This window comes from Cupriavidus basilensis (assembly GCF_000832305.1).
In the GTDB taxonomy this organism is placed as follows: domain Bacteria; phylum Pseudomonadota; class Gammaproteobacteria; order Burkholderiales; family Burkholderiaceae; genus Cupriavidus; species Cupriavidus basilensis_F.
This window is the reverse complement of the sequence record NZ_CP010537.1, coordinates 2,561,302-2,574,297: the sequence shown is the minus strand read 5'-3', so window position 1 is coordinate 2,574,297 and position 12,996 is coordinate 2,561,302. Positions and strand designations below refer to the sequence as shown.

Genomic DNA, 12,996 nt, shown 5'->3' with positions numbered 1-12,996 from the left:
TTGAAATCGGACAGGTACGAAAATGAGGACGGAAATTTCCGAATCGCCGATTTCATCCGTCCCGGGTGGCATGGCATGACGCGCTGGATGATCCGAGGCCGCCGGCCAGGCCTGTGGCTGGAGCGGGGCCGTCCCGGAATTCGCGCGCGCCGCCATCCAGCTCCGCTACACTGCTACGGAACGCGACCCACAGGGTCTTGCCGGCGCGTCTGCGTGCCGGGGCCCGCCCATCCCGATGCAAGACACGCCTCTTTCCCCCCCCACCTCAGCCACCGCCGACGACCACATCCGCAGGATCATGCTGTGGGTGGTCGCCATCGGTTTCTTCATGCAGACGCTGGATTCCACGATCGTCAACACGGCGTTGCCTTCGATGGCCAGGAGCCTGGGGGAGAGCCCGCTGCGGATGCAGTCGGTGATCATTGCCTACTCGCTGACCATGGCGGTGATCATTCCGGCGTCGGGCTGGCTGGCGGACCGTTTTGGTACCCGCACCATCTTCCAGACGGCTATCGTGCTGTTTGTCGCAGGCTCGCTGGCTTGCGCCTATTCCAATAGCCTGACCTGGCTGGTGGTCTCGCGGGTGGTGCAGGGCGTGGGTGGCGCGATGTTGCTGCCGGTGGGGCGGCTGGCGGTGCTGCGCACGTTCCCGCGGGACCAGTACCTGCAGGCGCTCAGCTTTGTGGCGATTCCGGGCATGGTGGGGCCGCTGATCGGGCCGACGCTGGGGGGCTGGCTGACCCAGACCTTTTCCTGGCACTGGATCTTCCTGATCAATGTGCCGGTGGGGCTGCTGGGCGGGCTGGCCACCATGCGCTACATGCCCAACGCGCGCCTGCACGGGGTGGCGGCGTTCGACCTGAGCGGATACCTGTTGCTCGCGATCTCGATGCTGACGATTTCGTTTTCGCTGGATGGCCTGGCGGAGCTTGGCTTCGAGCATGCCACCGTGCTGATGCTGCTGATTGCCAGCATGGCGTCACTCACGGCTTATGTCCTGCATGCCTCGCGGCGGCGGCGGCCGCTGTTTGCGCTGCGGCTGTTTCGCATCCATACCTTCAGCGTGGGGCTGCTGGGCAACCTGTTTGCGCGCATCGGCAACGGCGCCATGCCGTTCCTGATCCCGCTGACGCTGCAGGTCAGCCTGGGTTACTCGCCGTTCCAGGCGGGCATGATGATGCTGCCGATCACGGCGGCGGGCATGGCGTCCAAGCGGCTTGCCACGAGCCTGATCGAGCGTCATGGCTATCGCAAGGTGCTGGTCACCAATACCTTCCTGGTGGGGCTGGCGATGGCGTCGTTCGCGCTGATCTCGCCCACCCAGCCGCTGGCGCTGGTACTGGTGCAGCTGGCGCTGTTCGGGATGGTCAATTCGATCCAGTTCACCGCCATGAACACGGTCACGCTGAAGGACCTCGGCACGGCCGGGGCTAGCGGCGGTAACAGCCTGCTGTCGATGGTGCAGATGCTGTCGATGAGCCTGGCGGTGACGTCAGCCGGCGCGTTGCTGGCGACTTTCCAGGGCACCTTCGGCCGGCACGGCGCCACCAGCGCGCTGCCGGCGTTCCATGCCACGTTTATCTGTGTGGGGCTGATTACCTCGGCTTCTGCCTGGATCTTCCTGCAACTGTCCCCGGACGTGGCCCGTCCGGCCGGCAAGGGCGTCGAGGATGCGACGGAGATGTAGCCGCCGGTTATGTCTTGGTTATGCCTTGATTTTGTCTTGGTTACGCCTTGGTTTTGCCAGCCAGCCCGTGCGAGCGTGCCGCGGCGCGCTCGCGCAGGTCCTGTACAAAGGCCTCGGCGGCGGCGCCTAGCTCGCGGCCGCCCTGGCGCAACAGCCCGACCGGTTCCTCGCTGCCCTGGCCGGAGACGGGCAGCAGCACCAGCTCGCCGCTTTCCAGCGCCTGGCGCATGGCGCAGCGCGGCGCCAGCCAGATGGCGTCGGATTTCAGGGCGACCAGCTGGCCCAGGTAAGCGTCCGAGGTTTCCAGCACGCCCGGTGGCAGCATGAAGCCGTGCCGGGCCAGCAGGCTCTCGGCGCTGTGCCGTGGCGCCGAGCCTTGCGCGGGCACCACCAGCTGGCAAGCCATGATCTCCGCCATGGAAGGGGGCGCTTTCGCCAGCGCGTGGCCCTTGCGCACGGCGAGCAGCAGTGGCTCCGCATCCAGCATTTCAAACCAGAGACCCTCCATCACCGTGGGATTGTCCATGCGGCCGATGGCGATATCGAGCACGTCGGCCTTCAGCCCGTCGATCAGCGTGCGGTTCATGCCTGTCTGCACCGCCAGGCCCACGTCCGGATGCGTGCGGCGAAAGGCCAGTACGGCTTCCTGAAGCAGGTCGGGCACGACGCTGGGCAGGGCGCCGACACGGATGTGCTCAAGCCCCGCAGCGTGCGCACCGGTCACGCTTACCGCGGCTTCGTCCAGGTCCTCCAGCACGCGCAGGGCGTGGCGCAGGAATCGCTGGCCCAGCTCGGTCAACTCGGTGCCCGCCCGGCCGCGGGCCAGCAAACGTGCACCAAGCAGCGCTTCCAGCTCGGTCAGGGTCTTGGATACGGCGGGTTGGCTGAGGCCCAGCTGCTCCCCGGCCTGGCCCAGGTGCTGGGTTTGCGCCACGGCCACGAAGCAATGCAGGTGGCGCAGGCGGACACGGTTGCGGAAGGTTGGCTGCATATCTAAAAGTTATGCAAATAGTCGAAAAACTCAATATACATGCGCTTTAACAGCAAATAAAGTAATGAAAATTCCACCCCACGGAGACACGTATCATGGCCGACTCGCCCATCAAGCTGCCACCAGGGCTGGCGCAATATCGCCGCCACTACTGGGACACCCAGCCGGAATACCGCTTTGACCCTTACGGTTCCACGGCGCTGCGCTCGCCCAACGAGCCGCTGGTGGCGCTGAACCAGACCTTGTCCGAGGTCACCGGCCCGCTGTTCGGCGCCGAGTTCGTGCGCAACGGCGACAGCGACCTCACCGCCGGCCACGCCGGCGAACCCATCGGTGAGCGCATCCTGGTCAGCGGCCGCGTGCTCGATGAAAACGGCCGTCCCGTGCCGAACGCGCTGATCGAGGTCTGGCAGGCCAATGCCGCCGGCCGCTATGTGCACAAGCGGGACCAGCACGACGCGCCGCTCGATCCCAATTTCACCGGCGAAGGCCGCGCGGTGACCGACGCGCAGGGCCGTTACCAGTTCAAGACCATCAAGCCTGGCGCCTATCCCTGGCGTAACCACCACAACGCCTGGCGGCCGCAGCATATCCATTTCTCGTTGTTCGGCAACGCCTATGCCACGAGGCTGGTGACGCAGATGTATTTCCCGGGCGACCCGCTGCTCGCCTTCGATCCCATCTTCAATTGCGTGCCCGACGCCAAGGCGCGTGATCGCCTGGTGTCCACCTTCGACTGGGAAACCACGGTCCCCGAGTACGCGCTCGGCTACCGTTTCGATATCGTGCTGCGTGGCCGCGATGCCACGCCGATGGAGTAAGCCATGTTGTACGCCACCGCATCCCAGACCGTTGGACCCTACCTGCATATCGGCCTGTCCGGCCTTGACCGCGCCGACCTGACCGCCGAGGCGAGTGAGCTGACGGGCGAGCGCATCGTGATCGAAGGCCGCGTGATCGACGGCAAGGGCGATCCCGTGCCCGACGGCATGGTCGAAATCTGGCAAGCCAACCCGGCCGGCCGCTACCGCCACCCCGACGATGCGCGCGACGGCGCCGAGACGGCGCTGGTGCCCGGCTTCACCGGTTTTGGCCGGCTGCCGACCGGGCCCGACGGCAGCTTTCGCTTTGTCACCGTCAAGCCAGGCCCCGTGCCCGGCCCCGACGGCCAGCCGCAGGCGCCGCATATCGTCGTCTCGCTGTTTATGCGCGGCCTGCTCAAGCACTTGTCCACGCGCCTATACTTCCCGGACGAAGCGCAGGCCAACGCACGCGACTGGGTGTTGTCGCAGGTGCCCGCCGCGCGCCGCCACACGCTGGTGGCGCAGCAGGCAGGCGCAGGCAGGCTGCAATGGCAGGTCGTGCTGCAAGGCCAGGACGAGACGGTCTTCTTCGACATCTGATCCCGCGCGCAGCCATTGCCAGCGCGCCCGCGCTGAACCGAGCCCCGGCGCCGGACCCATCGTGGCCCGGCGCTGGGGTTTTTCCATGCCGATGCGAATCTGAATCGATGCCGACTTCATCCCGACTGACCGACCCGATGTTCGGCAGCGCCGCCACGCTGGCCGCTTTCTCCGATACGGCGACCGTGCAGCGCATGCTCGATTTCGAAGCCGCGCTGGCGCGCGCCGAAGCCAGCTGCGGGGTCATCCCGGCGGACGCCGCCGAGGCGATCGCCGCCACCTGCCGCGCCGGCGAGATCGACTTCGATGCGCTGGCCGCCGCCGCCGTGGCAGGCGGCAACCTTGCCATTCCTCTGGTCAGGCAGCTCACCGCCCGCGTGGCCGCGCGCGACGCGCAAGCCGCGCGCTACGTGCACTGGGGCGCCACCAGCCAGGACGCGATCGACACCGGCATGGTGCTGCAGTTGCGTGAAGCCTTGCAGGCGGTCGACGCCGATCTCAAGGCCCTCGGCCATGCCTGCGCGGCGCTCGCCGCGCAGCACCGCGACACGCCGATGGTGGCGCGCACCTGGCTGCAGCACGCGCTGCCCACTACCTTTGGCCTCAAGGCCGCCGGCTGGCTCGATGCCCTGCGCCGCGACCTGCGCCGCCTCGACGCCGCGCGCGCGCAGGCTGCCACGCTGCAATTCGGCGGCGCCGCCGGCACGCTGGCTAGCTTGGGCGCCGCGGCGCCGGCAGTGGCAACGGCGCTTGGCAGTGCGCTCTCGCTGGCGGTGGCGCCCACGCCCTGGCATGCCTACCGGGACCGTATGGTCGAGGTAGCCACCACGCTCGGCATGCTCACCGGCTCGCTGGGCAAGATCGCCCGCGACGTGTCGCTGATGATGCAAACGGAAGTCGCCGAGGTCGCGGAGCCCACCGGCCCGGGGCGCGGCGGCTCCAGCACCATGCCGCACAAGCGCAACCCGGTTGGCTGCGCCGCCGTGCTCACCGCCGCCGTGCGCGTGCCGCCGCTGGTGGCGACCATGCTGGCCGGCATGGTGCAGGAGCACGAGCGCGCGCTGGGCGGCTGGCAGGCGGAATGGGATACCTTGCCGCAAATCGTCACGCTGGCAGCCGGGGCATTGCGGCAGATGCTGGAAGTGGTGGGCGGATTGCAGGTGGATGCCGCGCGAATGCGCGCCAACCTGGGCGTGACGCACGGGCTGATCCTGGCGGAAGCCGCCATGCTGGAGCTCGGCGGCAAGATTGGCCGGCTGCCCGCGCATCATCTGGTGGAAGGCGCCTGCCGGCGGGCCGTGGCCGAAGGCACGACATTGCGCCAAGCCCTGGGCGCGACCCTGGCCGAGGACGCAGCGCATGCGGGGTTGATGGATGCGGCGGCGCTGGACCGGGTCTGCGATCCGGCCAATTATGCCGGGCAGGCGGCGGGATTCGTCGATGCGGTCCTGGCGGCCTGGCGGCACGAAGCCGGCCAGGCCAGCATTGAGCGCCCTGGGAACCCAGCCACGGGCGCTTGAAGGACACACCAAGAACACACGAAGAACACGTAACGTAACTGAACCGCAAACCGAATTCCCTGGAGACCACCTTGCCCTTCATCACCCACGCCGGCAACCGCCTCTTCTACACGCTGGAAGGCCCGGCATCCGCGCCCGTCCTCATCTTCTCCAACTCGCTGGGCACTGACCACACCATGTGGGCGCCGCAAGTCGAAGCGCTGGGCCAGCAATTCCGCATCCTGCGCTACGACACCCGCGGCCACGGGCGGTCCGCATTGCCCCCGGGCCCGAGCAGCGTGGCGGAACTGGGCAGCGACGTCATCGCCCTCATGGATGCCTTGCAGATCCAGAAGGCTGCCTTCTGCGGCTTGTCGATGGGCGGCCTCACCGGCATGTGGCTGGGCGTGAACGCACCGCAGCGCTTCACCCGCATCGTGCTGGCCAACACCGCGCCCAGGATCGGCACGCACGAGGCGTGGAACACGCGCATCGAAGGCGTGCTGCGCGACGGCATGACGCCGCTGGTGGAAGGCTCGTTGCAGCGCTGGTTCACGCCTGCCTTCGTCAGCGCCGCCGGCAACCAGCTGGACGACCTGCGCCAGGTGCTGACCGGCCTCGATGCCCGGGGCTATGCCGCCAACTGCGCCGCGGTGCGCGACGCCGACCTGCGCGAAGCGGTCAAGACGATTCCCGTGCCGGTGCTGGTGATTGCCGGCAGCGCGGACCCGTCCACGACCGCGGAGCAAGGGCGCGCCCTGGCCGACGCCATTCCGGGCGCGCGTTATCTGGAGCTGGAAGCGGCCCACTTGTCCAACCGCGAACAGCCCGCGCGCTTCACCGAGGCATTGCTGGACTTCCTGGGCGGCGATGCGCAACAAGCCGCGGGCCGCCCCGCCAACGATGGCGAGCGCTACCAGGCTGGCCTGGCCGTGCGCCGCGCGGTGCTGGGCAGCGCTCACGTGGATCGCTCGCTGGCCAAGCTCAACCCGCTGACCGAAGAATTCCAGAACCTGATCACGCGCTATGCATGGGGCGAGATCTGGACCCGCGAAGGCCTGCCGCGCCATTCGCGCAGCTTGATCACCATCGCCATGATGGTGGCGCTTAACCGCGGCGAAGAGCTCAAGCTGCATTTGCGCGCCGCGGCCAACAACAAGGTCAGCCGCGACGAGGTCAAGGAAGTGCTCTTGCAGACCGCTATTTATTGCGGCGTGCCGGCGGCCAATTCGGCTTTTCACATGGCGGAGGAGGTGTTTGCCGAGGAGGATTTGAAGGGGGTGTAAGCGGGGTTGTGCGCGGGGGCTGCCGTCGTGTTCGGTGTTGGTGTGCTGGACCTGGCTGTGCTGCCAAGGCATGCGGGCGAAGCCAGGCAAGCATGGGTGTCTCGCAGCATCCGCCAGGTCATCCTTGGCGGCAGACTGCCCGCGCTGATTCAGCCCGGCGGCACGAACCCGGTCACCTCCAGCTCGAAGCCCGCGATGTTGCGGTAGGGCACCGGCACGCCCAGCATGCGCAGTTTGCGCGCGCCGAGGTCGCGCAGGATCTGTGCGCCTACGCCCAGCGCGCGTTGCGCGAAAGCGGGCCGCGCGGTCTGCCAGGTTGGCCCGGACTGGTCCAGCAGGGCGAGCTGCTCGAGCAAGTGATGCGGGGCTTCGCGTTCGGCCAGCAGCACCAGGATGCCGCGGCCTTCCTCGCCGATGCGCGCGAGGGACCGCGCCAGGTTCCAGCCCGGCGTGCCGGGCGCCGCATGCGCGGATTCGAACGCAAACAGGTCGCGCAAGGTTTCCACGGTTTGCACGCGCGTCAGCACGGGCTCGGCAGGGTCCGGCTGCCCCAGTACCAGCGCCAGGTGCACGGCGTCGATCGGCGCATCGTGGTACGCATGCACGACGAACTCACCGTAGGGCGTGGCCAGCCGGCTGCTCTGGCTGCGGCGCAGCGCGCCCTCCACCAGCAGGCGATGATGGATCAGGTCGCTGATCGCGCAGACCAGCAGTCCGTGCTCGCGGGCGAAGGCGAGCAAGGCGGCGCCGCGCAGCACCTCGCCGGCATCGTCCAGCAGCACCGCATAGGCGCCCGCGGCTTCGCGCCCGGCGAGCCTGGGCAAGTCGGAGCAGGCCTCGGCAAAGCCCGCGCTGCGCAGCACGCCATCCGGTTGCGCCACCACGGGGAAGACGTGGCCCGGCTGGACCAGGTGGCCGGGCCCGGCGTTGGCGGCGGCGGCCACGCGCATGGTGAGCGCGCGGTCCGCCGCGCAGATGCCGGTGGAGACGCCTTGCACCGCCTCGATCGACACGGTGAATGGCTCCTGCCTGCGGCCATGGCGGCGCCCGCTGGCCATCATCGGCAGGCCGAGCTGCCGCCGGCGGGATTCCGTGATGGCCAGGCAGACCAGGCCGCGTGCGTGCGCTGCCATGAAATTCACGTCCGCCTCGCTCACCTGGTCGGCGGCGGCCAGCACGCAGCCGCTGGCATCATCCGTGTCTTCCTCAATCACGACAACGCGCTGGCCGGTGGCGATGGCGCGCAGCACGTCGCCGATGGGTGCGGGGCTCATGCTGGCTTCCCCGTATCGGTAACATCGGCAACATCGGCAATATCGGCAATATCGGCAACGTCGGCAAAGGCTGCGCGCAAGGCGCCTGCCGCCAGGTCGAGCGCCGCATCGGCCGCTCCCAGCAGGCCCTGCATGCTCATGAAGCCATGAATCTGCCCTGGCCAGCGACGGACAACGCTGTCCACGCCGGCGCGCTGCAAGGCGGCGCCGTAGGCTTCGCCCTGATCGCGCAGGGGGTCGAATTCGGCCGTGATGATGGTGGCCGGCGCCACGCCCGCCAGCTCGCGCTGGCGCAGCGGGCTGGCGCGCACATCGGCGCCATGGCGCGGGTCGGGTGGCTCGGGGAGATAGTGGCGGGCATACCAGCGCAACATGTCCTCGGTCAGGAAGCAGCCTTGCGCGAAGGTGCGCCAACTGCCGGATTCGTCCGCGCAGTCCAGGTAGGGATACAGCAGCAACTGGTGGCGCACCGCCACGCTGTCACGCAATTGTTGGCACGCAACCGCGGCCAGGTTGCCGCCCGCGCTGTCGCCGGCGACAGCCAGCTTGTCGGGCAGCGCGCCCAGGTCGGCGGCGTGCACCGCGCTCCAGCGCAGCGCCGCGCAGGCATCGTCGGCAGCCGCCGGAAAGCGTGCCTCCGGCGCTAGCCGGTAGCCGACCGACAGCACCAGGGTGCCAGCGCGGTTCGCCAGCGAACGGCAGATATTGTGATGCGTTTCGATCCCGCAGGTGACGAAGCCGCCGCCGTGGAAGAACACCGTGAGCGGCCAGGGGCCGTCGCCGTGCGGCCGGTAGAGGCGCGCGGGCAAGGGGCCGGCGGCTCCGGCCACGCTCAGCTCGCGTTCTTGCGCGACCGCATCGCCTGGCGCGAAAGCGGGGTGCGCGGCCAGCGCGGCGCGGTAGGCCAGCGGTGTGATGGTGGTGAAGTCGAGTGGCGGAAACTGCGCCATGGCGTTGAGCAGGGCGCGGACTTGCGGGTCGAATTGCATGGGTTTTTCCTGATGCGGACGGGAGGGGGCAGGGGGGCAGGGGTGCGGGCCGGGCAGGCGCGTTTCAGACGGCGAAGGCCGGCGCCTTGCCGCTGGCGATGCCGTTCGCGCGCGCTTGCGCGGCGGCAGCCGCTTCAGCGTGCGGCAGGATCCAGAAATCTCCTGCGCACACGCCGTCGAGGATGTGCCTGGCCATGGTTGCCGCCGGCATGCCCTGCGCGATGCTCGCCCGTAGCGCCTGGTTCATGCCGCCGACGCCGCTTTGCGCGCCGGCTGGCAGGTCGAGCGCAATGCCGGTGGCCACCGGGCCTGGGCATGCCACCGACACCTTGAGCGGCAAGCCCGCCGCCTGCAGCTCCATCGCCAGCCCTTCGCTCAGCGCCACCACGCCCTGCTTGGACACGGTATAGGGCGCAAGCCAGGGGCCCACGGCAAGGCCTGCCATGGAGGCGATGTTGACGATGTGCCCGCTGCCTTGCGCCGCCATGCGAGGCACGAAGACGCGCAAGCTGTGGATGACGCTCCACAGGTTGACATTCAGTACGCGTTCGAACACGGCGGCATCCAGCTCCCAGCAGGCGCCGGTCGCCAGCACGCCGGCATTGTTGAAGAGCAGGTCGACCCGGCCCAGCAGTTCGAAGCTGCGCGCGCAGAGCTGCTCGACCTGGGCAGCTTGCGCCACATCGGTTGGCAGCATGGCTATCGCTTGCGGGTGGTGCGCCAGTTCGCCGTGCACGCGCCGCAGCGCGTCGGCATCCTTGTCCGCCAGCACCAGCGCCACACCCTGCGCGGCGAGCGCGTGGGCCAGGGCCCGGCCAATGCCGCCGCCGGCGCCTGTGATCACTGCAGTCTTTCCGGTCTCGTTTGCCGCCATGGCGGTGCTCCTCTCGAAGGGGTTGAAATGGATGGTGCGCAGGATTGCGTCCTCCCATTTCTATCGGCCGGGCCCGGCCCACGCATCGTCTGTTTGAGTGAGGAGCCAGTCGCTCCGCCAGCCTCAGGGATTGCCCTGAGAGGGGAGTTGCCTAGTCCGTTTGCGGTATGTGAGCGCGCGGCAGGAGCGTAAGGTCTGGCCTATCAGCAAGCGGTGACGCGGGTGCGGAAACAAGCGCCGGCAACGCCGTGCGGCATGAAGCGACGGCGGCATCACAGGGCGCGCGGATCAGCGCAAAATCAGTGCAAACCATGACGCGCAATCCTGCCGCCGGCACAGTGGCGATCCATATAATCGGGAACCGCCGGGGGGCCGCAGTGCCCCTGTCATGGCGAACGCCGGCCGCAGAGCCAGGCGTGAATAACAGGAGACAAAGAGGTATGTTGATGGAGGCAAGCCACAGCCAGGAACCGGCGCATTGCGATGCGCCGGTGTCGCTCTCGCTGGCGGATTTCAGTACGCTGCTTGGCAAGGTCTACCAGGGGCCCATGGAGCAGGTGCCCTGGAGCAAGGCGCTGGAACTCATCCGCACCCACCTGCGTGCGAACTACGTCACGCTGATCCTGCGCTCGCCGGCCAGCGACCGGCCGGGCCTGATGGTGAATGCCAGCGAAGAGGGCGGCACCACCTTGCCCGGCGAGGCCATGTACAACAACTACTACTACGCGCTCGACCCCTTCGTTGGCTTGCCCGCCGACCGCGTGGTGACGATCGACGACCAGCTTGGCACGGGCGTGTGGTGCAACAGCGAACTCTATCAGCAGTTCCTGAAGCCGCTCGGCATCCGCTATCTGCTGGGCGCGGATATCCGCACCGACGACGGCGTGGAATGCCGCTTTCGCGTGTGCCGCAACGCCGACGCGCCGGACTTCTCCGAGGCGGACAAGACCATTTGCGCGATGCTGCTGCCGCACCTGCGGCGCGCGGTCGATCTGCACTCGCGCATGGATGTGGTGGAGTCGGAGCGCACGCTGTACGCCAGCGCCATCGACCGCATGCTGGTCGGCATGGCCATACTCGATGAGACCGGCGCCATCATGCGGACCAATTCGGCCGCGGACGAGATCCTTGCCGACAAGGACGGCATCCGCATTGCCAGGGGCTCGCTGGATGTCGAGTACGCGCAGGAGAACCGCCAGTTCCAGCGCCTGCTGCGCCAGGCCATCATGGGCCATATCGGCAACGCGCCGGCGGTGATGGAGGCGATGTCGATCACGCGGCCTTCGGGCAACGCGAAGCTGGGCGTGCTGATCCGCACGATTCCGCTGAGCGAGTGGTCGGAAGACAACAAGCGCCGGCCTTCGTGCGTGATTTTCATCCGCGACCCGGAGCGCAAGTCGCAGGCCTCGCACGAGGTGGTGCGCAAGCTGTTCGATTTCACGCCGGCGGAAACCCAGCTCGCACTGCAACTGGCCAACGGCCTCGCGCTGGAAGAAGCGGCCGAGGAGCTGGGCATCAGCAAGAACACGGCGCGTGCACACCTGCGCGCCATCTTCTCCAAGACCGGCGTGACCCGGCAGGCCACGCTGGTGCGCATGTTGCTCAGCAGCGTGGTGGCGCTCGGCTAAGCACGCTAGCCCGCCGGCCTGGCGGGCTTGGCGCTGACCACCAGCGGGAATCCCTGCGGCGTGGCCAGCACCGCGCGCAGTTCGTGCGGGCCGCTGGCAAGCGGCTGCGCGATCCGCGCGCCGCGTGCCAGCAGGTGCGCGATCGCCGCGGCGATATCCTCGCCGGCTTCCAGCCGGAATGCCAGCGCGGGCTGGGAGACAAGCCGCTCCTCGCCGGCCACCAGCGCTATCGTGATGGGGCCGGCATCCAGCGCACAATAGCGCCCGCCATCGCGAAACTTCACCGCCAGGCCCAGGCCCTGCTCGAAGAACGGCAGGGCGGCGTCGATATCGTCCACCGGGTAAAGCAAGAGGTTCGATTGCATGTTGGCGCTCCTTGTCAGCGGGCTGCCGCCGCCTGGCGGCACACGGCACCGCTGGCGTCTTCACAGGCCGCCACGAATCCGCTCAGCCGCTGGTAGACCGCCTCGCCCTGCGCGGGCGGTGCGTCGAGGCGGGCGCCGATCACGCTGATGGTGATATTGCCGCGCTCCACCTCGCGTCCCTCGGAGCGGGCGGCGCCGCCATCGTACTGGGTCCTGGCGTCTCCCAGCACCACTCCCGGGCGTGCCGGCAGCGTCGTGCCCGGCAGCGCGTGCGGCGCCATATCGTCGACGAAGACCATGTGGTAGGGCGAGTAGTCGCCATTGACCGTTTGCATGACGCCCCGGATGGCGTTGGTGCGCGGCAGGTTCACGTTCAGCCCCACGCCCGGCGGCAGCAGCGCCTCGCCCGGGCTCTTGCCGCTCGCCTGCAATTGCGTCACCAGCGCGGACACGATGCCCGCCACCCTGGCCGGCGCGTCCTCGCTGTGGTCGGCGCTCACCGCTATGGCCGGCACGCCGCGCCGCAGCGCTATTTCCAGCACGCCGATGGTGCCGGACAGGTTGACGAGATAGCCCGTGTTCCAGCCGATGTTCGGCCCGGAGATGACGAGGTCGGGCGCCTTGTCCCGGAACACCCGGTCCAGGCCATACATGGCCGCCACTGCCGGCGTGCTGTCGACGATATGCACGTTCGGGTCCTGCGCGTCGCGGCGCACGTCGACCGGCTTGAAGTACTCGAACGAGGCCGAGGCGCCGCTGAAGTTGCGCTTCGGCGCGGCCATCACCACGTGGTGTCCATCCTGCTTCAGCCTGGCGTACAGGGCGCGGATATTGGTCGATTGATAGCCGTCGTCGTTGGACAACAGGATGTCGAGCGCATGGGCGGGCGCGGCGGCGCCGGTCAGCAGGGCGGCCAGCAGCAGCGTGCGGCGAAGCGTAGGCATGTTCATGAGGGCGTATCCGTGTGGAGGTGGTGGGTGGTCCTGCACATGATAGGGAT

12 protein-coding genes are annotated in these 12,996 nt (G+C 68.4%); 6 read left to right on the top strand and 6 right to left on the bottom strand.

Annotated elements, in window-relative coordinates:
- The first annotated feature begins 235 nt into the window (after window positions 1–235).
- Window positions 236–1,687: a multidrug transporter subunit MdtD gene (gene mdtD, locus RR42_RS32075; protein WP_043355921.1), complete on the top strand. Its 1,452-nt coding sequence runs from the start codon at window positions 236–238 to the stop codon at window positions 1,685–1,687.
- A 40-nt stretch (window positions 1,688–1,727) separates the two neighbouring features.
- Here the strand turns inward: mdtD and RR42_RS32070 are convergent, their stop codons facing one another.
- Complete coding sequence (locus RR42_RS32070) at window positions 1,728–2,678, bottom strand: LysR substrate-binding domain-containing protein (protein WP_043355919.1); 951 nt, start codon at window positions 2,676–2,678, stop codon at window positions 1,728–1,730.
- A 95-nt stretch (window positions 2,679–2,773) separates the two neighbouring features.
- Between RR42_RS32070 and pcaH the strand changes: the two genes are divergently transcribed.
- From pcaH to pcaD, 4 genes are all read left to right on the top strand, one after another.
- The gene (gene pcaH / locus RR42_RS32065) at window positions 2,774–3,499 is read left to right on the top strand and encodes a protocatechuate 3,4-dioxygenase subunit beta (protein ID WP_043355917.1); all 726 of its coding nucleotides are present in this window, start codon (window positions 2,774–2,776) and stop codon (window positions 3,497–3,499) included.
- Between the two features lie 3 nt (window positions 3,500–3,502).
- Entirely contained in the window at window positions 3,503–4,081 is a 579-nt protein-coding gene (gene pcaG / locus RR42_RS32060; protein ID WP_043355916.1) for a protocatechuate 3,4-dioxygenase subunit alpha, read from the top strand.
- 107 nt (window positions 4,082–4,188) lie between these two features.
- Window positions 4,189–5,601: a 3-carboxy-cis,cis-muconate cycloisomerase gene (locus RR42_RS32055; protein WP_082055177.1), complete on the top strand. Its 1,413-nt coding sequence runs from the start codon at window positions 4,189–4,191 to the stop codon at window positions 5,599–5,601.
- Between the two features lie 71 nt (window positions 5,602–5,672).
- Window positions 5,673–6,866, top strand: a complete 1,194-nt coding sequence (pcaD, locus tag RR42_RS32050) for a 3-oxoadipate enol-lactonase (protein WP_043355914.1) — start codon at window positions 5,673–5,675, stop codon at window positions 6,864–6,866.
- Between the two features lie 149 nt (window positions 6,867–7,015).
- Here the strand turns inward: pcaD and RR42_RS32045 are convergent, their stop codons facing one another.
- The 3 genes from RR42_RS32045 to RR42_RS32035 form a co-directional block, all read right to left on the bottom strand.
- Window positions 7,016–8,140: a 3,4-dihydroxy-2-butanone-4-phosphate synthase gene (locus RR42_RS32045; protein WP_043355912.1), complete on the bottom strand. Its 1,125-nt coding sequence runs from the start codon at window positions 8,138–8,140 to the stop codon at window positions 7,016–7,018.
- Window positions 8,137–9,129, bottom strand: a complete 993-nt coding sequence (locus RR42_RS32040) for an alpha/beta hydrolase (RefSeq protein WP_043355910.1) — start codon at window positions 9,127–9,129, stop codon at window positions 8,137–8,139. Before RR42_RS32040 ends, RR42_RS32045 begins: the two co-directional genes overlap by 4 nt.
- A gap of 64 nt (window positions 9,130–9,193) precedes the next feature.
- Window positions 9,194–10,003 carry an SDR family NAD(P)-dependent oxidoreductase gene (locus RR42_RS32035; RefSeq protein WP_043355908.1) on the bottom strand — a complete coding sequence of 270 codons (810 nt, stop codon included), beginning with the start codon at window positions 10,001–10,003 and terminating at the stop codon, window positions 9,194–9,196.
- Between the two features lie 440 nt (window positions 10,004–10,443).
- Between RR42_RS32035 and RR42_RS32030 the strand changes: the two genes are divergently transcribed.
- Window positions 10,444–11,631: a helix-turn-helix transcriptional regulator gene (locus RR42_RS32030; protein WP_043355906.1), complete on the top strand. Its 1,188-nt coding sequence runs from the start codon at window positions 10,444–10,446 to the stop codon at window positions 11,629–11,631.
- 5 nt (window positions 11,632–11,636) lie between these two features.
- Here RR42_RS32030 and RR42_RS32025 read toward each other — a convergent pair whose 3' ends face one another.
- A complete protein-coding gene (locus tag RR42_RS32025; protein ID WP_043355904.1) occupies window positions 11,637–11,996 on the bottom strand; it encodes a VOC family protein in 360 nt (119 codons plus the stop codon).
- A 14-nt stretch (window positions 11,997–12,010) separates the two neighbouring features.
- A complete protein-coding gene (locus tag RR42_RS32020; protein WP_052495113.1) occupies window positions 12,011–12,946 on the bottom strand; it encodes a 5'/3'-nucleotidase SurE in 936 nt (311 codons plus the stop codon).
- Window positions 12,947–12,996 lie beyond the last annotated feature (50 nt).

Excerpts from the sequence above, each read along its gene's own strand:
- RR42_RS32030 (WP_043355906.1), top strand. The coding sequence starts at position 10,444 with ATGTTGATGGAGGCAAGCCACAGCCAGGAACCGGCGCATTGCGATGCG.
- RR42_RS32045 (WP_043355912.1), bottom strand. The coding sequence starts at position 8,140 with ATGAGCCCCGCACCCATCGGCGACGTGCTGCGCGCCATCGCCACCGGC.
- RR42_RS32020 (WP_052495113.1), bottom strand. The coding sequence starts at position 12,946 with ATGAACATGCCTACGCTTCGCCGCACGCTGCTGCTGGCCGCCCTGCTG.
- pcaH (WP_043355917.1), top strand. The coding sequence starts at position 2,774 with ATGGCCGACTCGCCCATCAAGCTGCCACCAGGGCTGGCGCAATATCGC.
- RR42_RS32025 (WP_043355904.1), bottom strand. The coding sequence starts at position 11,996 with ATGCAATCGAACCTCTTGCTTTACCCGGTGGACGATATCGACGCCGCC.
- RR42_RS32035 (WP_043355908.1), bottom strand. The coding sequence starts at position 10,003 with ATGGCGGCAAACGAGACCGGAAAGACTGCAGTGATCACAGGCGCCGGC.
- mdtD (WP_043355921.1), top strand. The coding sequence starts at position 236 with ATGCAAGACACGCCTCTTTCCCCCCCCACCTCAGCCACCGCCGACGAC.
- RR42_RS32040 (WP_043355910.1), bottom strand. The coding sequence starts at position 9,129 with ATGCAATTCGACCCGCAAGTCCGCGCCCTGCTCAACGCCATGGCGCAG.
- RR42_RS32070 (WP_043355919.1), bottom strand. The coding sequence starts at position 2,678 with ATGCAGCCAACCTTCCGCAACCGTGTCCGCCTGCGCCACCTGCATTGC.
- pcaG (WP_043355916.1), top strand. The coding sequence starts at position 3,503 with ATGTTGTACGCCACCGCATCCCAGACCGTTGGACCCTACCTGCATATC.
- RR42_RS32055 (WP_082055177.1), top strand. The coding sequence starts at position 4,189 with ATGCCGACTTCATCCCGACTGACCGACCCGATGTTCGGCAGCGCCGCC.